The following is a 20,950-nucleotide window of genomic DNA, read 5'->3' as shown; positions in this document are numbered from 1 at the left end:
ACAAAAATGCCTTCTAACCACTACTGGCAGAAGGCATTTAAATATTTAAAGAAAAGGGGTTAAACCACTCCTTGCGCAAGCATAGCATCAGCTACTTTCACGAAACCAGCAATATTTGCTCCTTTTACATAATCTACGTATCCTGTAGCATCAGAACCATATTTCACACATGAAGCATGAATATTCAACATAATTCCTTTTAATTTTTCATCCACTTCTTCAGAAGTCCAGCTTAATCTCAATGAGTTTTGAGACATTTCTAAACCTGAAGTTGCTACTCCACCAGCATTTGATGCTTTTCCTGGAGCAAATAATAATTTTGCATTTTGGAAAACAAGAACAGCGTCTGGCGTTGTAGGCATGTTAGCCCCTTCAGCCACACAAATACAACCATTAGCAACAAGTGCTTTAGCTTCCTCTTCGTTTAACTCATTTTGAGTTGCACATGGTAAAGCAATATCACATTTCACTTCCCAAGGACGAGCTCCTGCAACATATTTAGCATTAGGATATTTAGCAACATACTCGCTAATTCTTCCTCTTAATTCATTTTTAAGCTCCATTACAAAAGCTAATTTTTCAGCATCGATTCCGTCAGCATCGTAGATATATCCAGCTGAATCAGACATAGTCACTACTTTACCTCCTAATTGAGTGGCTTTTTCAGTAGCATATTGTGCTACGTTTCCTGAACCAGAAACCACAACTGTTTTACCTGCAAAACTATCTCCTTTAGTCTCTAACATACTTTGTGCAAAATATACCGCACCGTATCCTGTAGCCTCAGGTCTGATTAATGATCCTCCAAAAGAAATTCCTTTACCAGTTAAAACACCTGTAAATTCATTTCTTAATCTTTTATATTGACCAAACATGTATCCTACTTCTCTTCCTCCAACACCAATATCCCCTGCAGGAACGTCAGTATTAGCACCAATATGCTTAGACAATTCCGTCATGAAACTTTGGCAAAAACGCATTACTTCGTTATCAGATTTTCCTTTTGGATCAAAATCAGCTCCACCTTTTCCTCCACCCATTGGTAAAGTAGTTAAGCTATTTTTAAATGTTTGTTCGAAAGCCAAAAACTTAAGAATACTTAAATTTACTGAAGGATGAAAACGAAGTCCTCCTTTATATGGTCCGATAGCCGAGTTCATTTGAATACGGTATCCTCTATTAACTTGAGTTTCTCCTTTGTCATCAATCCATGCTACTCTAAACATGATAATACGATCAGATTCGACCATACGCTCCAAAAGCATTTTGTTTTGGTATTTTTTATTTTCTTCAATAAAAGGAATTACTGTTTCAGCAACTTCTAAAACTGCCTGTAAGAATTCTGGCTCGTTTGGGTTTTTTTTAGTAACCGCTTCAATAAAAGTAGTAATACTTTGTGACATGATTATTAGATTATTAACGTTTAAGAAAACGTTTTCGTTAGTGCGTACAAAGATACATCATATAAAAATATATTTATTTCATTATTTTGTTAATTCTATACGAATTATTTTTTTTACAAACTTTACTAAAAAAAGCCGCTTTACCAATTGTATAATCCCTAAAAACGTTGTGTTTTTCTTAGACAAACCGACATTTAATTACTTATTTTTTATTTTTATTTCAAGGGTTGAATGATGTTTTTTATATATTTGTCCAGACTTGAAATTTTCTAAAAATGCTCAAACCCTTTTCTCTAATTTTGCTTTTTTTATTTGGTCTATCAAATACTACAAATGCACAGTTTGGTTTTTCACATGAAGTGGGAATTATAGCAGGGCCTGTAGCTTTCCAGTCAGACTATGGAGAACGATATGATTTAAGCACAAATGCTGGAAATACAGGAGTAGGAATAGGAATCATACATTACATCAACTTTTCTTACAAGGCGGATTGTAATTGCTACACTGCTGACACCTACTTTAATGATCATTTTAAACTTAGAAGCGAGCTTTCGTACAACAAAACAAACTTAGAGCACCTTGGTGAATGGGTTGCTCCAGAGCGCACTGGCCTTGGCGCTGACCAACTGCGTGCCATGAAAGGGAGCACAGCAGTAACGAATATAGGTATGCAGCTAGAATATTTCCCATTGAGTATTAGAAGATTTACAGCAACAACGGGAAGTCTAGGACCTTTTATTAGTTTAGGTGGCCAGTTTAGCTACTACAACCCAAAGGCTTATTCTACTTTAGGCCCTTTAGGAACACCACTCACTACTTTTCCTAAATATTTAACACCATCTGATGGCAGACCTTACGGGTTTTCTAATGAAGGAGGTACCGTCTGGTCAGTTGTTTCGAGTGTAGGAACACGATACAAACTTAGTCCGCTGCGCGATTTGATGGTTGACCTCCGATTCCAGTATTTTTTCTCTAACTGGGTGGATGGTTTAAATCCAAATCCGGATATTTATAAAGAAAACAAAGCTAATGACTGGCTAGTATGGTTTAATGTTGGCTACATTTACTACTTACAATAGTTCATCCCTATTATAATCAAAAACCCCAATTCTAAAAATCAGAATTGGGGTTTTTTATTCTCTCCACAAACATCTTAAAAAGAGAGAAAATATAATATAAGCTATGCTAATGCTTGTTTTAAGTCTTCAATTAAGTCATCGATATCTTCAATACCAACGCTTAAACGCACTAAATCATCAGTGATTCCAGTTTCTTTTCTTTTAGCTTCTGGAATAGAAGCGTGAGTCATCAAGGCCGGAAGGTTTGCTAAAGATTCTACTCCTCCTAAAGATTCTGCTAAAGTGAATAATTTTATTTTTTCCAAGAAATCAACTGCATCCTCCTTTTTCTCCGAGGTAAAAGAAAAAGAAACCATTCCTCCAAAAGCTTTCATTTGTTTTTTTGCAATCTCATGAAAAGGGTGCTCTACTAAACCAGGGTAAAAAACCGTTTTCACCTTTGGGTGATTGTTCAAAAATTCAGCAACTTTCTCTCCATTTTCACAATGTCTTTGTACTCGCAGGTGCAATGTCTTGATTCCTCTGAGTACTAAAAAACTATCCATGGGTCCAAGAGTAGCACCGGTCGCAAATTGCTGAAAGTGCAATTGTTCCCCTAATGCCTTGTCTTTTACCACCAATGCTCCCGCTACAACATCTGAATGTCCTGCTAAATATTTAGTTGCAGAATGCATAACCACATCTGCCCCAAGGTCTAGGGGATTTTGCAAATAAGGTGTAGCAAAAGTGTTATCAACGGCTAATAGTATCTTTTTAGCCTGCGTTATTTTGGCAATTGCCTCGATGTCGGCCAGTTTCATTAAAGGATTTGTAGGCGTCTCAACCCAAACTATTTTTGTGTTTTCATTAATTACTGCCTGGAATCCCTCCATGTCATTCATATCTATAAAATGGAATTTAATTCCAGAGTCTTTATAAATCTTAGTAAACATTCTGTAGGTACCGCCATATAAATCATCCATGGCAATCACTTCGTCACCTGCTTTTAAAGACCGTAGCAAACAATCAGTTGCTGCTAAACCTGAAGAAAAAGCCAGTCCTTTAACGCCATTTTCTATACTCGCTAAAGCATCTTCTAAAGCAGTACGCGTGGGGTTTGCTGATCTACTATACTCATAGTCACCAATAGGTTTCCCTGGACTGGTTTGAGCAAATGTAGTAGTCTGAAACACGGGTACCATTACTGCCCCTGTACTTGGATCATGATGCTGCCCGCCGTGTATTGTTTTAGTATTGAATTTCATAAATAGTTAGAATTTATCTGAATGGTTTTACAAATTTACCTTTTAATTTATTCTTAGCTAGCCACAAGTTGATACCTTTGTATTTAATTAACACTTTTTTTGCGATGAAACATAGTATCTATTTAATGGGATTATTCTTTTTATTAATGGGTTGCCAAAAAGAGTTGTCTTTTGAAAATCAAACCTACAATAAGAAATCCGGCTTAGCTTGCAACGACGACTGTCCTGAAATTACAGTCAGTATTCCCGTGGCTCAGGGAGCAGCTGTGGTGATGGATAGTATCAACTCAAAAGTATTTTCCGTTTTAAAAGAGATAGTCTATTTTGGAGAGAAGCCCTATACCTCTAAGGATTATGATGGGCTTTTAAGTGCATTCATAGGATCCTATGAAAAATTAAAAACAGAATTTCCAAAAGATGAATTTGGTTGGGAGGCTAAAATTGAAGGAAGTGTCATTTACCAATCAGACAGTATCTTAAATATTGAAATTAACCATTATACTTATACAGGAGGAGCGCATGGTTATCAAGGTCTCCGCTCCCTGCTATTTGACCCTAAAACAGGGCAATCAATTGACAATGCCCACTTGTTTAAAGATCAAAATGCTTTTAAGGCTTTCGCCGAAATAAAATTCAGAAGCAAATTTAAAATTCCAGTAAATCATTCCATCAATGCTACTAAATTTATGTTTGAAGAGGATCAATTCCAACTTCCATTAAACATTTTTTATACCAATGACGGACTACTTCTATACTACAACCGTTATGAAATAGCATCTTATGCTGATGGACCAAAAGAATTGTTATTGCCTTATGACGAAATCAAAGAGTATCTTTTATTAAAGTAATTCCCTGGAAGCAGTTGTAGCCCCGATAGCAGTGAAAACCCTAAAGAAATAAAACAGCTATTTTTTTTTACCTAATAGAGCGACCAGCGGAAGCTCCTGTTAGGTATTAAAAAAATGCTGTTTTGTGAGTGAGGTTGTAACGTATAGCGGGATTAGCTCCTTAATAATATTCTTTTTTTTAAACGAATTTTCTTAAACTAAGAATTACGCCTATATGGATTCCTTCATGGAATTGATTAAAAACCATCGCATCTTTTACATCTTTTAGCACAAAGCCTGTAGAAGTAGGGTATTCTTGATAATTGGTAAACAACCCTTTATCAACATCAGCTTCTGTCTGGTCAATAGTACTTGCCAACAAGGAATAAACTAAATCTACCTCCTCCTGTGTTGCGTCTTGTACGGGTTTAGTTCCTTTTTTATATTTCTCGACTAAATCATCACTAATAAACATGGATAATCCAGACAATTTGTAAACAAGCATTTGCTGCACCACGACTATGTGAGCGATATTCCAAATTAAATTATTGTTGTATCCATCTGGAATTTTATTGAGTTGCTCTAATGTATATCCTTTTAAAAGTTGCGAAAGCATTTTTCTGCTTGTTCGAGTTACAGCTAATGTGGTGTTCATTTTATATATTTTTTGATAAAAATAATCATTTTCCGTGTGAAATGAATTTTCTTTGCACAAAGAAAACGCCATTTATCATGAATAAAATATATTACATCGCTTCTTGTGATACTTGTAGAAAGATCATAAAAACATTACCAAAAGACAATAATCTGGTTTTTAGAGACATTAAACAAACAGCTTTAACTGCTGAAGAACTTGAGGAAATGTACCAAGCATCAGGAAGCTATGAAGCATTGTTTAGTAAAAAAGCACAACTCTATAAATCAATGAATCTTAAAGATAAATCGTTGACTGAGGATGATTATAAAAAATATCTTTTGGAGCATTATACCTTTTTAAGCCGTCCTGTTTTCATGATTGATAATAAAGTCTATGTGGGTGGAACACAACAAAACATGTTACAGGTTATGAAAGCATTAAATAATGTCTAAAAGAAGTATTGCCTTACTAGGCGCTACTATCGTTTCTATTATTTACGGACTCACCTTTACTATTGCTAAAGATGTTATGCCTTTATACGTAGATGCGTACGGCTTTATTTTGCTGCGAGTAAGTGGCTCGATGGTATTGTTTTGGTTAGCATGGTTGTTTATGCCCAAGGAAAAAATAGCGCTAAACGATTTTCCTAGAATCGTTGCTGCTGCTTTCTTTGGAGTGGCTTTTAACATGCTTACATTTTTTAAAGGTTTAAGCCTTACCTCTCCTATATCGGCCTCTGTAATTATGGTAACCACACCTATGATTGTACTGACACTTTCGGCAATTATAATGAAAGAGCGCATGCAAAAACGGATGGTTATCGGAATTCTTTTAGGACTTCTTGGAACCGGTTCTCTTATCCTATATGGTAAATCGATAGGAAGTGCAACTAATGCCAGTTTAGGAAATGTTTTAGTGCTAGTCAACGCCATTTCTTATGGTTTTTACTTGATATTAGTAAAGAAGTTAATGGACAAATACAATGCCTTTACCTTTGTAAAATGGATTTATTCATTTGGTTTTTTGATGGTATTACCTTTTGGCTGGAGCCAAATTGAGGTTGTAAACTGGAATGCAGTTCCCACTGCTATTATTTGGAAAATAAGTTTTGTGGTTGTCATCTCTACTTTCCTGACCTACCTGCTTAATTTACTAACGATGAAACAGTTAAAACCCACAACTGTAGCCGTTTTTATATACCTACAACCGTTCTTTGCCACAGTTTTTGCGATTAGTTTAGGCAAAGATGACTTGAGTTTAGTTAAAATACTATCTGCAATTTTAATATTTATAGGGGTGTATATGGTGACCTCAAATCCTAAACTCGCTAATAAATAACTTTAAAAAGCGTACTAAATTCTCCCTTTGGGGTTTAAGTGGCTTTTGCTTATCTTTGAGCTCTTTTTAGAAAAATATATGATACAATCAATGACTGGTTTTGGTAAAGCCACTTTACAATTACCTAACAAAAAAATTACTGTAGAGGTAAAATCTTTAAATAGTAAAGGTTTAGACCTAAACGTAAGAATGCCTTCTTTATACCGCGAAATGGAATTGGGATTGCGCACTCAAATTGCTTCAAGGCTAGAAAGAGGAAAAGTAGATTTTTCTATTTTTATCGAAAGTACCGCTGAGCAAACAACTACTAAAGTTAATGTGCCTATTGTTAAAGCATACATCACGCAACTTAGAGAAGTTTATGCTGCTGCAGATGAAACGGAATTGATGAAGATGGCTGTAAGAATGCCAGATGCTTTAAAAATTGAACGTGATGAAATTGACGAAAATGACTGGATTCAAATTCAGACAGTTATCGAAGAAGCATTACAAAACATATTGACTTTTAGAAAAGACGAAGGCATGTCACTTGAAAGAGAATTTCAATTGCGCATAGCCAATATTCGTCAGTACATGACAGAAGCATTAGCACTGGATCCCGAACGTGTAGCTGCAATAAAAGAACGTTTACAAACGGCTATTGCTGAGCTAAAAGTAAATGTTGATGAAAATCGTTTTGAACAAGAATTAATTTACTATCTAGAAAAATTAGACATTACTGAAGAAAAAGTGCGTTTAACTAATCACTTGGATTATTTTTTAGAAACCATTAATGGTAGTGAGGCAAACGGTAGAAAACTAGGCTTTATCACCCAAGAAATGGGTCGTGAAATCAACACCATGGGTTCAAAATCGAATCATGCTCAAATGCAAAAACTGGTTGTTCAAATGAAAGACGAGTTAGAGAAAATAAAAGAACAAGTTTTAAACGTATTATAAGACCACAAAGACGCGATTTATCGCGTCTAATTTTTAGGTGTCACTACTAAATTAAACCTGCAATTGCTAAAACAATTGTGGGACCGCATAAAAAAACACAACAATGAGCAAAGGAGGAAAGTTAATTGTTTTTTCGGCACCGTCAGGATCTGGAAAAACTACTATCGTTAAGCATTTATTAAGCAAGCCAGAACTAAATTTAGAATTCTCTATCTCGGCTGCTTCAAGAGAACCAAGAGGAGAAGAAATAAATGGTACGGATTATTATTTTATTTCTACCGAAGAATTTAAGAAGCACATAAAAAATGAAGATTTTTTAGAGTGGGAAGAAGTATACAGAGATAATTTTTACGGAACTTTAAAAAGTGAAATCGACCGCATCTGGGCTAAAGGTAAAAATGTTATTTTTGATATTGATGTAGCAGGTGGCTTGCGTATCAAATCAAAATTTCCTGAAGAGACTCTAGCTGTTTTTGTGAAACCACCAAGTATCGATGAATTAAAAATCAGACTTAAAAAGCGTTCTACCGAAAGCGAAGATAAGATCAATATGCGTATTGCCAAGGCATCAGTAGAATTAGCAACTGCACCACAATTTGATGTAGTAATAAAAAACTATGATTTAGCAATTGCTTTAGACGAAGCCTATCAGTTAGTAAAAGATTTTGTAAAATAGTATACAGAGACGGGGCTGTAATTTGTAAAATACGCCCAATACCTGTAACCTAAAACCTAGATTATGAAAATCGGACTTTATTTTGGAACTTTTAATCCCATACATGTTGGCCATCTCATTATTGCCAATCACATGGCTGAAAATGCTGACTTGGATCAGGTTTGGATGGTGGTAACACCACACAACCCTCACAAAAAAAAAGCGACGTTATTAGATGATTACCATCGTTTACAAATGGTTCATCTTGCCACCGAAGATTTTCCAAAACTCAAACCTTCCGATATTGAGTTCAAACTTTCGCAGCCTAATTATACCGTTAATACATTAGTCCACTTAGAAGAGAAATTTCCTAATCATCGATTCTCTTTAATCATGGGAGAAGACAATTTAAAATCATTACACAAATGGAAAAATTATGAAGTGATTTTAAAAAATCATGATATTTATGTGTACCCAAGAATCTCTTCTGAAGCTGAAAATTTAGAATTAAAAAGTCATCACAAAATACACATAATTGACGCTCCTATAGTCGAAATATCGTCTACTTTTATTCGCAATAATATTAAAGAAGGAAAAAACGTGCAACCGCTTTTGCCTGCCAAAGTTTGGGAATACATCGATCACAATAATTTTTACAAAAAATAGCTATTTTAAATTCTTTTTTAATTCTGCTTCAATTTCATGAAAAGCAGTATCAAAATGATCGTTCTTAGCTGACAACAAGAATAGATTTGTAACAGGCATTTTAGAACTGTCCCAAACCTCTATTAAACTACCAGACTTTAAGAAAGTGTGTGCATTACAATTCCAAGTTAAAGCAATTCCTTCATGTTGAACTAATGCCGTCAGCATCTCAAATTCGGAAGGAATAATAAAGTTGGGGATAATAGTAGGTCTTTTTTTATCAAAAACATGCAACCAAAATAATTTTACATGGGGTATTCCAGCATCATGACTGTACCATTTTTGTTCATTTAACCATTGTTCTGCTGTCTCAAAGTCATTTTCTTTTAAATAGGATTTGAATGCCTTGGTCTTAATCGATTTTGAACCTACAATAATTTGCTTTACCTCCCCTACTTTTGAACACACCGTGTCAAAGGTTTCATATTGTTGTGAGACAATCGCAAAATCTATCTTTTTATCATTGACTAATTCGAACAATATTTTATTTTCATGAAAACTAAAGTCAACGAAGTCAAATTTTGAAATAAGCAAGCTCCCTAAACTGCTAAAAAAATGTTTCGAAACCCCAACAGTGATTAACCTATTTGCATTAAAGGCTTTGGCTCTAAATCCATTTTCTACATTTTCCAAACGATCAAGCGCTTCTATAATTAAGTTATTCAGTAACTTAGCATATTCTGTTGGATCCACACCTTTTGATTTTCGATTAAAAAGTTGGTAACCTACATGTGCTTCCAACATCGCTATCTGCTGACTAACCGCTGGCTGACTTATAAATAACTCTTTAGCAGCCAAAGAGAAATTACCATTTTTGTAGACTGATTTAAACGTTCTGTACCACTCGAGATTAACCATGATATAAATATATTTATCACAAACATAATTTAAATTATTTTTACTGATAGCTAATTCGCCGTAAATTTGTTCAAACAAAATTGAAAAATGAGAAAAGTAGCAGTATTTGCTTTAATAGTATTAACAGTGGGTTGTTTTACAGCAACGGCACAAAAAAATAAAAAAAATAAGATGAAAAAAGTATTATTCGTTCTTACTAGTCACGATAAACTAGGAGACACAGGAGAAAAAACAGGATTTTGGATAGAAGAATTTGTAGCCCCTTATTATGAGTTAGCTGACAAAGGAGTAATTATAGAAATTGCAACTCCACTAGGAGGTCAACCACCTATTGATCCAAAAAGTGCAGATCCATCTGCAGCAACAGAAGACACAAAACGATTTGACAAAGACACTGCTTTGCAAGCCAAATTAAAAAGCACCCATAGGCTAGCTGACGTTAAAGAAGCAGATTATGATGCGGTTTTTTACCCAGGAGGTCACGGTCCATTATGGGATTTAGCTAGCAGTGATAAATCTAGTGCATTAATTGCCTCTTTTTACACGAACAATAAGCCTGTTGCCTTTGTTTGTCACTCACCTGCAGTATTAAAAAATGTTAAAGTTAATGGTGAGTATTTAGTAAAAGGTAAAAAAGTTACCGGTTTTTCAAACACTGAGGAAGAAGCGGTAGGTTTGACTAACGTGGTGCCATTTTTATTAGAAGACGCTTTACAAGCAAATGGTGCAATTTATTCTAAAATTGGTGATTGGCAGCCTTATGCGGTTGAAGATGGATTATTAATCACAGGACAAAATCCTGCCTCTTCAAAATTAGTTGCAGAGAAATTATTAGAACAATTAAATTCAAAAAAATAATATGTTAAACTTCGAATTATACAACCCTACCAATTTAGTATTTGGAAAAGGACAAATAGAAAAACTGGGAGAACTTGTACCTAAGGGGGCTAAAATTTTATTAGCCTACGGTGGTGGAAGTATCTTTAAAAACGGAATTCACGAACAAGTGATTGCTAATCTTAAAGATCATGAGGTCGTAGAATTTAGTGGAATAGAACCTAATCCACATTTTGAAACCTTGATGAAAGCAGTGGCAATTATCAAAGAACAAAATATAGATTTTATTCTTGCTGTGGGTGGTGGATCTGTAATTGATGGTGTGAAATTTATTTCGGCTGCTGTCAATTTTGAAGGTAATCCTATGGATATCCTACAAAAGCGTTTGCTTATTAAAGAAAATGCGATACCATTTGGAACCGTTTTAACTTTGCCTGCAACAGGAAGTGAGATGAACTCAGGAGCCGTGGTTACCATTGAATCTACAAAAGAGAAATTAGCGTTTGGAGGATCAGCTTTGTTCCCTAAATTCTCTATATGTGATCCAACAGTTATCCAGTCTTTACCAAAAAGACAATTACAAAATGGTGTTGTTGATGCTTACACGCATGTAATGGAACAATATTTAACGTACCCTCATGAAGGATACTTGCAAGATCGTATTGCCGAAGGGATCTTACAAACCTTAATTGAAGTAGGACCACAAGTAGTTGAAAACCCTAAAGATTATGCATTAGCCTCTAACTTTATGTGGTCTTGCACCATGGCTTTGAATGGATTAATCCAAAAAGGAGTTCCTAGTGATTGGGCTACCCACATGATAGGTCATGAATTAACAGCAATGTACGGAATTGACCATGCTAGAACATTAGCAGTTATTGCACCAAGTTTATACAAGGTTATGTTCGAAACTAAAAAAGGAAAATTAGCACAATACGGTAAACGCATTTTCAATTTAGAAGGAACTGAAGATGAAATTGCTAATGAAGCAATTAACAAAACAGTTGAATTCTTCCACAAAATGGGAATGGATACTAAATTATCTGATTATACAAAGGAGTATAGTAATACAGCCGATTTTATTGTCAATCGTTTTGATGAAAGAGGCTGGAAAGGACTTGGAGAAAAACAAAACATCACATTAGATAAAGTAAAATCTATTGTAGAAATGAGTTATTAACACTGAGATAGCTATACTGATTAAATAATAAAAAGGCGTTCTGGATTAAATTCAGGACGCCTTTTTCATAACACTAAAACAAAATTAACTAACTCAATTTTCATATATTTATTAAAAACTTAATTTATAAGAAGTTATAACGTTAATAAAATTATTTTATTGTGGCTAATTATAAAATATTTTGATTTATTTTTAATTATTGGAGGCAAATATTGGTTTAATGCAAGTATTTGCTGCAATATTTTATTGCTGAATTAATCCAATTTTAAGTACTTTTGACTAAATTTAAGAAAAAAATGACCGAAAATATAAAATTCGCAGTTATAGGTGGTGGAAGCTGGGCAACTGCGATTACAAAAATGTTATGTGTAAATCTCAATGAGGTTTCTTGGTATATGCGTAACGAATCAGCCATTGACCATATTAAAAAATTCAAACACAATCCTAATTATTTAAGTGCAGTAGAATTTGATACCAAAAAGTTATTACTAACTAGCGATATCAATGAAGCAGTGGCCTATGCTGATTATCTTATTTTTGCCATTCCATCTGCATTTGTTGGAGCCGAATTAGAAAAACTTACCGTTTCTTTAAAAGACAAAGTCATATTCTCAGCCATTAAAGGGATCGTTCCTGAAACTAGCATGATTGTAGGAGAACATTTCCACTTTACGTATGACATTCCTTATTACAACATTGGTGTGATTACAGGACCCTGCCATGCTGAAGAAGTGGCATTAGAGCGTTTATCATATCTTACTATCGCTTGTGGTGATGCCGATAAAGCTAAAATTGTAGCTGACAATTTATCTGGTAATTATATCAAAACTAAAATTACCGATGATATTATAGGTACAGAGTATGCTGCCATGCTTAAAAACATTTATGCCATCGCAGCTGGTATAGCGCATGGTTTAGGATACGGAGATAATTTTCAGTCGGTGTTAATGAGTAATGGAATACGCGAAATGAAGAAATTCATTAAGAAGGTCCATAAAATGAAAAGAAATATTAATGATTCAGCCTATTTAGGTGACTTATTAGTAACCGGTTATTCTGTTTTCTCGAGAAACAGAATGTTTGGTAACATGATTGGGAAAGGGTATACCGTAAAAAGTGCCATGATGGAAATGAGCATGGTTTCTGAAGGTTATTATGCGACTAACAGTGCCTACAAGTTAAATCAGGGTTATGGTGCTAAAACGCCAATTATTGATGCTGTATACGAAATCTTATATGAAGGCAAGGATGCTAAAACTATCTTTAAAGCATTAACAGAGAAGCTTGATTAATTAGTCCTTATCAAACCATAAAAATAAAGATATGAAACATTCTTTTTACCATAAAAAAGCAGGTACTATTCTTATAAAAATCTTTATTTTATGTTTTTGTGTGTTTTCCAAAAGCTATGCTCAGGAAATAACAGGACAACAATTATTAAAAAAAGCCATTCAGTACCATGATCCAAAAGGCAATTGGGATCAATTTAAAGGGACGCTTGCTATAAGCATGCAATCTGCTGACGGTAAAGAAAGGCTGAGTGACGTAAGTATTGATTTAGCAAAACAATTTTTCAAACTTAGCACTGCTAAGAATGGTAAAACTGTAGCCTATACAATAATAAATGACAAGATTGTGCTGCAGTTAGATGGTATAACTGATTTTACAGAAGAAGAAATCAAGACCTATAATTTAACCGAAGCGAGAGCTCGCTTCATGCAAAATTATTACACTTATCTTTATGGATTGCCAATGAAACTAAATGATCCTGGAGCAATTATTAATCCAGAGGTAGAAAGAAAAGTTTTTTTAGGTCAAGAATATTTAGTTTTGAGAGTAAAATATGAAGAAGGTATAGGTAAGGACTCTTGGTTCTTTTATTTTGATCCCAAAACATATGCTTTGAAAATCTACCAATTTTACCATGATGAGGCTAAAAAAGATGGTGAATACATTGTTCTTACTGATGAAGAAATTTTCTCAGGCATTAAAATTCCAAAAACAAGAGCATGGTATTTAAATCAAGGCGGAAATTATCTAGCTACTGACACCTTAACTAAGGTGAGCAAATTAGAAGCAAAATAGAAACTACTTTAAAAAAACGGCAAATTGCTGCCATGAACATAATAAAAAAGGAAGATAACAAGCTTACTGTAAACTTGTTATCTCCCTTTTTATGTTTTTTGAAATGCTTATCTAACAATAACCCCATCAACAAATAAGATAGGAACTTCTTCTACTTCTTTTTCATTAATGGACTGTGCTTTGAAAACAAATTTTTTATCATGTAATTTATCTCCAATAAAAAATGTGACCATAAACTCATTATTTAAATCTAAAACACTTTTTTCAATCATCTCTAACTTTACGACCGAAACAGCTGGAATTTGCACAAAAGCATGGCGCAACAACGATGTTTTTTTCATTTCCCCATCAATTGTACCAAAAGCTTTAGAAACAACCATAACACTATCTATAAGAAAGTCACTATCGTTTACCAAGTAAGCATACCACACTTTCTCCATAAAATCATCACTCCATTCCTGAACTGCTGCTAGGAAAACATTTTCTACAACGGGAATTATAATGTCTTTTTTCATAATAGTATAATGTATAAAGCCTATAACCTAATGTTTAAGACCCTGTTTATATGCTTGACTTAAATTGCTCTAAGAAACGAACATCATTTTCATAAAACATACGGATATCACCAATTTGATAAAGCAACATCGCTATACGCTCTACTCCCATACCAAATGCAAAACCATTATATTCTTCAGGATTAATCCCACAGTTTTTCAAAACATTTGGATCTACCATTCCGCATCCACCAATTTCTAACCAACCTGTACCTTTTGTAATTCTATAGTCGGTTTCTGTTTTTAGTCCCCAATAAATATCAATCTCAGCACTAGGCTCTGTAAATGGGAAATACGAAGGACGCAAACGAATTTTTGACTTACCAAACATCTCCTTGGTAAAATACAATAAGGTTTGTTTTAAGTCGGCAAATGACACGTCTTTATCAATATAAAGTCCCTCAACCTGATGGAAAATACAGTGAGAACGAGACGAAATTGCCTCATTTCTAAAAACACGCCCTGGCGATATCGTACGTATAGGTGGTTTATTATTTTCCATATAACGCACTTGCACCGATGAAGTGTGCGTACGTAATAAGATATCTGGATCAGTTTGAATAAAAAAAGTATCCTGCATATCACGTGCCGGATGGTATTCTGGCAAGTTTAATGCGGTAAAGTTATGCCAGTCATCTTCAATTTCTGGACCTTCAGACACATTGAATCCAATGTTTGAGAAAATATCAATAATCTGATTTTTTACGATGGAAATGGGATGACGAGACCCGATGATTACTGGCTCAGAAGAACGCGTTAAATCACCATAAACTCCTTTTATTTCTTCTTTACTTTCTAAAGACTCTTGTATGCTTTTTACCTTTTCTTCAGCCGAAGTTTTAAGCAAATTAATCACTTGCCCAAACTCCTTTTTTTCAGCATTAGGCACGTTTTTAAACTCCGCAAAAAACTCTTTCAAAAGCCCTTTACTTCCTAAGAATTTGATTCTAAACGCTTCTAATTCTGATTTATCCTCAGTAGCAAAAGCTTGTGCTTCCCCTATATATTCTTTTATCTTGTCTATCATTTTCATCCAATAATTGAGAGTGCAAATTTAAGGAATTTGTTCCAAGTTTACTGTTTAAAGTTAAAGTTTGTCGACTTTGACATAAATATCATTCAATTACTTCTCGTTCCAAAAAATAATTGACAATCGCTTCTTTCATTAGTACCGACTGTTCTCCAGCCTTTAATGGAGGTAGTTCTTCCTTTACTTTATAATGAGGCCAGCCATCTACATCAAAAAATTCAAATTCATAAAACCCATACGGCTCTAATAAACGGCATATTGCGATATGCATTAAATTTAATTTTTCGTCTTTTTTATATTCATTGTGCACCTTTCCCAATTCTTGAACTCCTATTAAATAGATAATCGAATCTAAATCTAGATCTTCACCTTGTGAAAATTGATCGGAAAGTATCGTAACCAGCTGTTCCCAGCGTTCTTTAAGTTGTGTATCTCTTGACATGTGATTTGCAATGTACGGTATCAATTGTAACCGAAATTAGTTTGCAAAGATAACAACTAGAAATTTGACAATGGATGTTTGAGAATTCTTTTATATTTGTTCCTGATCAATCAAATGTTAGTATTTATGGGCTTTTTAGATATTGTTTTAAGTGTATTTTTAATTTTTGCTCTGTATAAAGGACTTAAAAACGGACTTTTTGTAGAGCTTGCCTCTTTGCTATCACTAGTTTTGGGTATTTATGTCGCGATTAAGTTTTCGTATTTCGTAAAAGAATTGCTTTCTAACCATGTCTCATGGTCCCCTAAGTACATTGAGATTATCGCCTTTGCGTTAACTTTTATTCTGATTGTATTAGCAATCCAACTTTTAGCCAAAGTTTTAACTGGAATAATGGATTTTGCATTCTTAGGAATCATTAATAAGCTAGCTGGCGCTGCCTTTAGTGTCTTAAAAGCTGTATTGATACTGAGCGTATTGTTTACTCTTTTTCAAAAAATAAACTTCAATAATATATTGGTTAAAGAAGAAACTTTAGACAACTCTATTTTATACCATCCGATCAAGAAGACTGCTCAGTTTATCTATCCGTCTTTAGAAAACTGGTATAATGACCTTAAAGAAAGGCAGATTGAAGATAAAAACAAAAGTGAAGAAATTCCACGTTCGGAATAACTTATATTACTTCACTTCTAAAATGGCCGTTTTTTCTATCCATCCTTCCGTTCCATCTGTTAATTGAATTTTTGTCCAATTATCAACCGTTTCCTCTACAAAAACTTTTGTTCCTTCATGCAGTACAAAAATAGCTGCACCTAATCTTTGAGGTTCATTTTTTACTTCTGCCTGCTCCGCAAACACAATGGCTGGTCTTTCATTTTGGTCATGGCTTTTTTCGAAAATAGCTGCCGCAACACTAATAAGCAACATGACTAACATCACAAACATACCGAAGAAAAAAATACGTTTCAAAGCAGTCTTTTGAGAAAAATAATATCCGAGGAAAGATAACAAGAATAAGACCGAAAAACCCACTGAGATCATGCCCCAAATATTGTAATGATAGATAGCCGTAAAGTCCCTAAGTAATTTAGCAAAACCTACTTTTGGGATAACTTTGATTTCATCGACTGTTCTTTTTTGGGCAAAACGCAAATTGTTTTGAGTTTGCGCATCGTTTGGTTTTAATACTAAGGCCTTCTCATAATTATAGATAGCAGGAGCTACTTTATTTAATTTATAATAGCAGTTTCCTAAATTAAAATACAATTCAGCAGACTGTTTATGGGCTTTTAAAATTGCTGTATACGCAGTGATTGCTTCCTCGTATTTGCCATTTTTATACAACTCATTTCCAGTTTCAAAACCCGTTTGAGCAAAGAAAACCTGAGTTGTTAGTAATAGTATATAAAGTATGTTTTTCATTGTTTGTGTATCAATTGTCAACGAACAGTTTGTACATTTTAAAATTACAATTGTTTTTCTAGTTCAGAAATTATAGACACCGCTTTATCATAATCATTTTGAATCGTTGCACTAGATGCTGGTGCATATCGTGCGACTTCGCAATTTTCTGTCAGTGCAATAAAATCATTAACTACATCAGGATTAGCGTTTCTAGACAGTAAAATATCCTTAATGTTATCCTTGCTCATATCAGCGGTTTCAATATGTAATTTTGCTTTTAAGAAATTGTGCATTGCTTTTTCAAGCGCTACATAAAACGGCTCTTTATGATTTATTTGTTTTTTAGCTTGAGATAAATATTTCTTAGCTAATTTGTTATTTCTTCTGACTCTGTTTCCTACCACATCTCCGTCAAGTGCTTCTTTTTTCTTCTTTAACAGCACTACGATCGGAACAATTAAGAATGGTAAAAACAGCAAAAGCAAGTATAAGTTAGACCCAAAAAAATCATCCTTATCAACATCTGTAAGTGTGGTTTTTAGCTTGATGTATTTGAATTGCTCTTGACTTGACAGTCTATTCTTATCTGCTGTGGCGTTAGCGGTAGCTCTGTTGTCTATTGGACCATTAAGAACATTAACCATCACCTCAGACGAAGTAATCGTTTTGTAAGTCGCTGTTCCTAAATCAAAGTAGGAGAAACGCAAAGGTTTTACGGGATAATTTCCTTTATATTGGGGTACTATGGTATAAGTATCACTTACTTTTCCGCTCATCCCTGCTAACGAAGTGTTGACGTCTTCGTTGTGAACCCCGTCATACATTTCTAATGCATTAGGTACAACAGGTTTTGGCAAGGTGAATAATTTTAGATTCCCTTTACCAGTTACACTTACTACTAGATCAAGACTTTCTCCATTCTTAAGGCTTGTCTTTGAAGGAGTAACTTTGAAGTCATAACGACCCACGGCACCTGAAAAATCATCTGGTTTTCCTGCTTCAGGTAATGCTTTTACAGAAATGGTTTTTGACCCTGCAGAAACTCGCTTACTACCTTCGGTTAACAACATCCTACCAAAAACATCCCTCCTATTAGTAGGTAATTGCACATCAATATCTAAAGCTAAAGGCTCTATAACTAACTTCCCTGATTTTTGAGGATACAATACTGTTTTACGCAATACAACATATCGGTATTTCTCTCCCTTAAACATTCCTTCTTCAGCTACTAATTGCTTTATATCAATGTTCTGACTCCAAAAGTCATTGTACTTGGGTTTATTCAGTTCTTTCCAGTTGGTGATACCAATGTTATAACTAAAATATAGTTTGTAAACTACTGTTATGGGCTCGTTGATATACGGATTTGTCTTTGATATATCAGCAACGAGGTAAATATTATCATCTGCAGAAACGCTTGTGTCATTTGGGTCCTTAGGCTGTTCTACCGCAGCGGTAACAGTAACTTTAACGGGTGAAGTCTTGTAAACTTGTCCGTTGTATTCAATAGTAGCTTGTTTTATTGTTAATGTACCCTTTTGATTGGGCAATAAATAATAAGAATACACTTTTTCAAAAGAGCTCCTACCGTTTATCCAGGACTGACTAACTTGTTGGCTTGGTCCTGCAATGACTCTAAACCCGTCAAAAGATGGTTCATTAAAATTATCGCCATCAATATTCATAGCAAAATCAACACGAAGTCTTTCGTTCAAACCAAGCGTTGTCTTGCTCACCTTTGTCTCAAATTGTACTTGAGCCATTAGTCCTTGAAAACATAACAGTACTAAAATTAAATATCTTTTCATTTGTTTCTCAACCCTTTTGTATGTGGATTATTTATATGCTATTATACTATTCAAAAAATACTACCAATCTTTTTCTGTCTTAACAGGTTTGCCTTTTACTTTTTGAGCATTCACTTTATCTTGGATTTTCTTTTCCTCGTTATTTACTGCATCTAAAAGGTTTTGTAAACGTTGCTTAGAAATCTCCCCTGGCTTAGGTTTAGGCTCTCCATCCTTGTTGGATTTATCATCCTTATTAGGATCTTTCTTGTCTTTATCTCCGTCTTTTTTATCCTTGTCTTTGTCGCCGTCTTTCTTATCGTCCTTTTTATCCTTTTCCCCGTCTTTCTTATCGTCCTTTTTGTCTTTGTCTTTTTTATCCTTATCCTTTTTATCTTTATCATCCTTAGGCGGATTCTCTTTTAGCATTTTTTTTGCCAAAGCATAATTGTAGCGCGTTTCATCATCAGATGGATCATTCCTAAGCGCATTTTTATAAGCCTCCACTGCCTGTGTGTAATCTTTCTCCTTCATGAATACATTTCCTAAATTGTGAAATGCTTTGTGTTTTTCAGGTCTAGTTTTAGCACTTTTTAAAGCTTTCCCATACGCGTACTTAGCTTCTGAAGCTTGATTTTGTTTGTATATGGCATTTCCTAAATTGTAAGGTGCAGCTACATTATTAGGGAATTTAGAATTTGATATTCTATAATTAGCTTCGGCCTCTGTAAATTTACTTTGAGCATATTGATCATTAGCATCTTGTAAGCTTTTATCCTTTTCCTGGGCAAAGGACACTACTGACCCTAGTAAGAGTAATGCGTAAATAGTGAATATGTATTTTTTAAAATTTTTCATTTGTATTCAATTATGTTATTCCTAAAGTGAAACACTTTGAGAATGGACATTTATTTATTTTCGTTAAATAAATTCAGCTTTTTAACCCAGTCTGTTTTTCTTTCCAATAAGAAAAGATCTGCAAACAATAGGATAAAGGCAAAACCTAAAAACCACTGAAACTGCGATTGAAAATCAGCCATTTGCGTAGCTTCAAATTCGGTTTTCTGAATGGTATTCAAAGTGTTTTTTATGTATTCTAAAACTTCTTTAGTATTGTTCCCGCTTACATAGCCACCCTTAGTCGCTTTGGCAATCTCTTCTAAACTTGCTCTGTTTAATTTGGTTACAACTACCTCATCATTATTGTCTCTTTGATAGGCTTGGACTATCCCATTTTTCTTTAATGGAATGGTTCCTCCTTTATCAGTTCCCACTCCTATAGTTACAATTCTCATTCCTTGCTTATTCGCCTCTTCGGCGGCCATTTTAGCTCCTTCAGAATGATCTTCTCCGTCAGAAATAAGAATTAATAATTTGCTTGTTTTACTTTTATCGTCAAAATAAGTAGCCGACAGTTTAATCGCTTCATCTAGTGAGGTTCCTTGAGAAGAAACCATCTCCGTGTTCATACTTTGTAAAAACATCTTCGCTACACTGTAATCAGTAGTGATGGGCAATACCGGAAAAGCACTTCCTGCATAAGCTACAATTCCTATTCTATCGTTCCCAAGTTGATTGATAATTTGGGATACAATTTGCTTGCTTTTTTCTAAACGACTTGGAGCAATATCTTCAGCCAGCATACTCTTGGATACATCCATTGCAAAAACGATGTCAATTCCTTCGCGCTTTACCGTTTCCATTTTAGTACCAATCTTTGGGTTTACTAATCCTAAAATTAATCCCGCTAAAGCCAATAGAATGACTATTAGTTTCAAAACAGGTTTGAAAACTGAGCTGTCAGGACTCAATTTTTTAACTAATTCTAAATCCCCAAACTCCTTTTGCTTTTTTCTTTTCCAATATAAATTGAAAAGAAATACCACTACCACTAATGGCAATAATAAAAGCAGGTATAAATATTTTATTTCGTCTAATTCCAT

At 34.4% G+C, this 20,950-nt stretch carries 23 protein-coding genes; 12 read left to right on the top strand and 11 right to left on the bottom strand.

All coding sequences use genetic code 11. The features are described 5' to 3' along the window. Positions 1-59 precede the first annotated feature (59 nt). Positions 60-1,403: an NADP-specific glutamate dehydrogenase gene (gene gdhA, locus ACEN2K_RS01870; protein ID WP_441757611.1), complete on the bottom strand. Its 1,344-nt coding sequence runs from the start codon at positions 1,401-1,403 to the stop codon at positions 60-62. Between the two features lie 275 nt (positions 1,404-1,678). On the opposite strand from gdhA, the gene ACEN2K_RS01865 reads away from it, so the two are divergent. Beyond that, the gene (locus ACEN2K_RS01865; protein WP_441757610.1) at positions 1,679-2,482 is read left to right on the top strand and encodes a THC0290_0291 family protein; all 804 of its coding nucleotides are present in this window, start codon (positions 1,679-1,681) and stop codon (positions 2,480-2,482) included. Positions 2,483-2,583: 101 nt separating this feature from the next. Here ACEN2K_RS01865 and ACEN2K_RS01860 read toward each other — a convergent pair whose 3' ends face one another. Then, positions 2,584-3,726 (bottom strand): cystathionine gamma-synthase, encoded by a 1,143-nt coding sequence (locus ACEN2K_RS01860; RefSeq protein WP_441757609.1) that lies wholly within the window; start codon positions 3,724-3,726, stop codon positions 2,584-2,586. Between the two features lie 104 nt (positions 3,727-3,830). Here ACEN2K_RS01860 and ACEN2K_RS01855 point away from each other — a divergent pair, with 104 nt between their 5' ends. Next, positions 3,831-4,574 (top strand): DUF3298 and DUF4163 domain-containing protein, encoded by a 744-nt coding sequence (locus tag ACEN2K_RS01855; protein WP_441757608.1) that lies wholly within the window; start codon positions 3,831-3,833, stop codon positions 4,572-4,574. A 178-nt stretch (positions 4,575-4,752) separates the two neighbouring features. Here ACEN2K_RS01855 and ACEN2K_RS01850 read toward each other — a convergent pair whose 3' ends face one another. Beyond that, positions 4,753-5,208: a DinB family protein gene (locus ACEN2K_RS01850; protein WP_441757607.1), complete on the bottom strand. Its 456-nt coding sequence runs from the start codon at positions 5,206-5,208 to the stop codon at positions 4,753-4,755. A gap of 77 nt (positions 5,209-5,285) precedes the next feature. Here ACEN2K_RS01850 and ACEN2K_RS01845 point away from each other — a divergent pair, with 77 nt between their 5' ends. The 5 genes from ACEN2K_RS01845 to nadD all read left to right on the top strand — a co-directional run bounded on the left by ACEN2K_RS01845 (position 5,286) and on the right by nadD (position 8,788). Further along, entirely contained in the window at positions 5,286-5,642 is a 357-nt protein-coding gene (locus tag ACEN2K_RS01845; protein ID WP_441757606.1) for an arsenate reductase family protein, read from the top strand. Further along, positions 5,635-6,528, top strand: coding sequence for a DMT family transporter (locus ACEN2K_RS01840; RefSeq protein ID WP_441757605.1), 894 nt, complete (start codon positions 5,635-5,637; stop codon positions 6,526-6,528). Before ACEN2K_RS01845 ends, ACEN2K_RS01840 begins: the two co-directional genes overlap by 8 nt. A gap of 78 nt (positions 6,529-6,606) precedes the next feature. Beyond that, positions 6,607-7,467 carry a YicC/YloC family endoribonuclease gene (locus ACEN2K_RS01835; RefSeq protein ID WP_441757604.1) on the top strand — a complete coding sequence of 287 codons (861 nt, stop codon included), beginning with the start codon at positions 6,607-6,609 and terminating at the stop codon, positions 7,465-7,467. A 103-nt stretch (positions 7,468-7,570) separates the two neighbouring features. Continuing rightward, entirely contained in the window at positions 7,571-8,143 is a 573-nt protein-coding gene (gene gmk, locus ACEN2K_RS01830) for a guanylate kinase (RefSeq protein ID WP_441757603.1), read from the top strand. A 63-nt stretch (positions 8,144-8,206) separates the two neighbouring features. After that, positions 8,207-8,788 carry a nicotinate (nicotinamide) nucleotide adenylyltransferase gene (nadD, locus tag ACEN2K_RS01825; RefSeq protein WP_441757602.1) on the top strand — a complete coding sequence of 194 codons (582 nt, stop codon included), beginning with the start codon at positions 8,207-8,209 and terminating at the stop codon, positions 8,786-8,788. On the opposite strand, the gene ACEN2K_RS01820 is transcribed toward nadD, so the two are convergent. Next, positions 8,789-9,685 (bottom strand): LysR family transcriptional regulator, encoded by an 897-nt coding sequence (locus ACEN2K_RS01820; RefSeq protein WP_441757601.1) that lies wholly within the window; start codon positions 9,683-9,685, stop codon positions 8,789-8,791. A gap of 87 nt (positions 9,686-9,772) precedes the next feature. Here ACEN2K_RS01820 and ACEN2K_RS01815 point away from each other — a divergent pair, with 87 nt between their 5' ends. From ACEN2K_RS01815 to ACEN2K_RS01800, 4 genes are all read left to right on the top strand, one after another. Continuing rightward, positions 9,773-10,543 (top strand): type 1 glutamine amidotransferase domain-containing protein, encoded by a 771-nt coding sequence (locus tag ACEN2K_RS01815; protein ID WP_441757600.1) that lies wholly within the window; start codon positions 9,773-9,775, stop codon positions 10,541-10,543. 1 nt (position 10,544) lies between these two features. Then, a complete protein-coding gene (locus ACEN2K_RS01810; RefSeq protein ID WP_441757599.1) occupies positions 10,545-11,702 on the top strand; it encodes an iron-containing alcohol dehydrogenase in 1,158 nt (385 codons plus the stop codon). A gap of 296 nt (positions 11,703-11,998) precedes the next feature. Then, positions 11,999-12,994 (top strand): NAD(P)H-dependent glycerol-3-phosphate dehydrogenase, encoded by a 996-nt coding sequence (locus ACEN2K_RS01805; protein ID WP_441757598.1) that lies wholly within the window; start codon positions 11,999-12,001, stop codon positions 12,992-12,994. Positions 12,995-13,025: 31 nt separating this feature from the next. Next, a complete protein-coding gene (locus ACEN2K_RS01800) occupies positions 13,026-13,787 on the top strand; it encodes a DUF6503 family protein (protein WP_441757597.1) in 762 nt (253 codons plus the stop codon). Positions 13,788-13,894: 107 nt separating this feature from the next. Here the strand turns inward: ACEN2K_RS01800 and ACEN2K_RS01795 are convergent, their stop codons facing one another. The 3 genes from ACEN2K_RS01795 to ACEN2K_RS01785 form a co-directional block, all read right to left on the bottom strand. Next, positions 13,895-14,302, bottom strand: a complete 408-nt coding sequence (locus ACEN2K_RS01795; RefSeq protein WP_441757596.1) for a hypothetical protein — start codon at positions 14,300-14,302, stop codon at positions 13,895-13,897. Positions 14,303-14,348: 46 nt separating this feature from the next. Beyond that, positions 14,349-15,368 (bottom strand): phenylalanine--tRNA ligase subunit alpha, encoded by a 1,020-nt coding sequence (gene pheS, locus ACEN2K_RS01790; protein WP_441757940.1) that lies wholly within the window; start codon positions 15,366-15,368, stop codon positions 14,349-14,351. A gap of 88 nt (positions 15,369-15,456) precedes the next feature. Then, positions 15,457-15,813, bottom strand: a complete 357-nt coding sequence (locus tag ACEN2K_RS01785; RefSeq protein ID WP_441757595.1) for a hypothetical protein — start codon at positions 15,811-15,813, stop codon at positions 15,457-15,459. Between the two features lie 78 nt (positions 15,814-15,891). Between ACEN2K_RS01785 and ACEN2K_RS01780 the strand changes: the two genes are divergently transcribed. Then, complete coding sequence (locus ACEN2K_RS01780) at positions 15,892-16,488, top strand: CvpA family protein (RefSeq protein ID WP_441757594.1); 597 nt, start codon at positions 15,892-15,894, stop codon at positions 16,486-16,488. A gap of 6 nt (positions 16,489-16,494) precedes the next feature. Here ACEN2K_RS01780 and ACEN2K_RS01775 read toward each other — a convergent pair whose 3' ends face one another. From ACEN2K_RS01775 to ACEN2K_RS01760, 4 genes are read right to left on the bottom strand one after another with little or no spacing between them, the layout of a single operon-like run. Next, entirely contained in the window at positions 16,495-17,238 is a 744-nt protein-coding gene (locus ACEN2K_RS01775) for a tetratricopeptide repeat protein (protein ID WP_441757593.1), read from the bottom strand. A gap of 44 nt (positions 17,239-17,282) precedes the next feature. Continuing rightward, a complete protein-coding gene (locus ACEN2K_RS01770) occupies positions 17,283-19,028 on the bottom strand; it encodes a BatD family protein (RefSeq protein ID WP_441757592.1) in 1,746 nt (581 codons plus the stop codon). Between the two features lie 60 nt (positions 19,029-19,088). Continuing rightward, positions 19,089-19,865, bottom strand: coding sequence for a tetratricopeptide repeat protein (locus tag ACEN2K_RS01765; RefSeq protein ID WP_441757591.1), 777 nt, complete (start codon positions 19,863-19,865; stop codon positions 19,089-19,091). A 50-nt stretch (positions 19,866-19,915) separates the two neighbouring features. After that, the gene (locus ACEN2K_RS01760; protein ID WP_441757590.1) at positions 19,916-20,950 is read right to left on the bottom strand and encodes a VWA domain-containing protein; all 1,035 of its coding nucleotides are present in this window, start codon (positions 20,948-20,950) and stop codon (positions 19,916-19,918) included.

This window comes from Flavobacterium sp. W21_SRS_FM3, from assembly GCF_052113625.1.
In the GTDB taxonomy this organism is placed as follows: Bacteria; Bacteroidota; Bacteroidia; order Flavobacteriales; family Flavobacteriaceae; genus Flavobacterium.
Note: the sequence above shows the minus strand (reverse complement) of the source record. Positions and strands in the feature narration are given on the sequence as shown.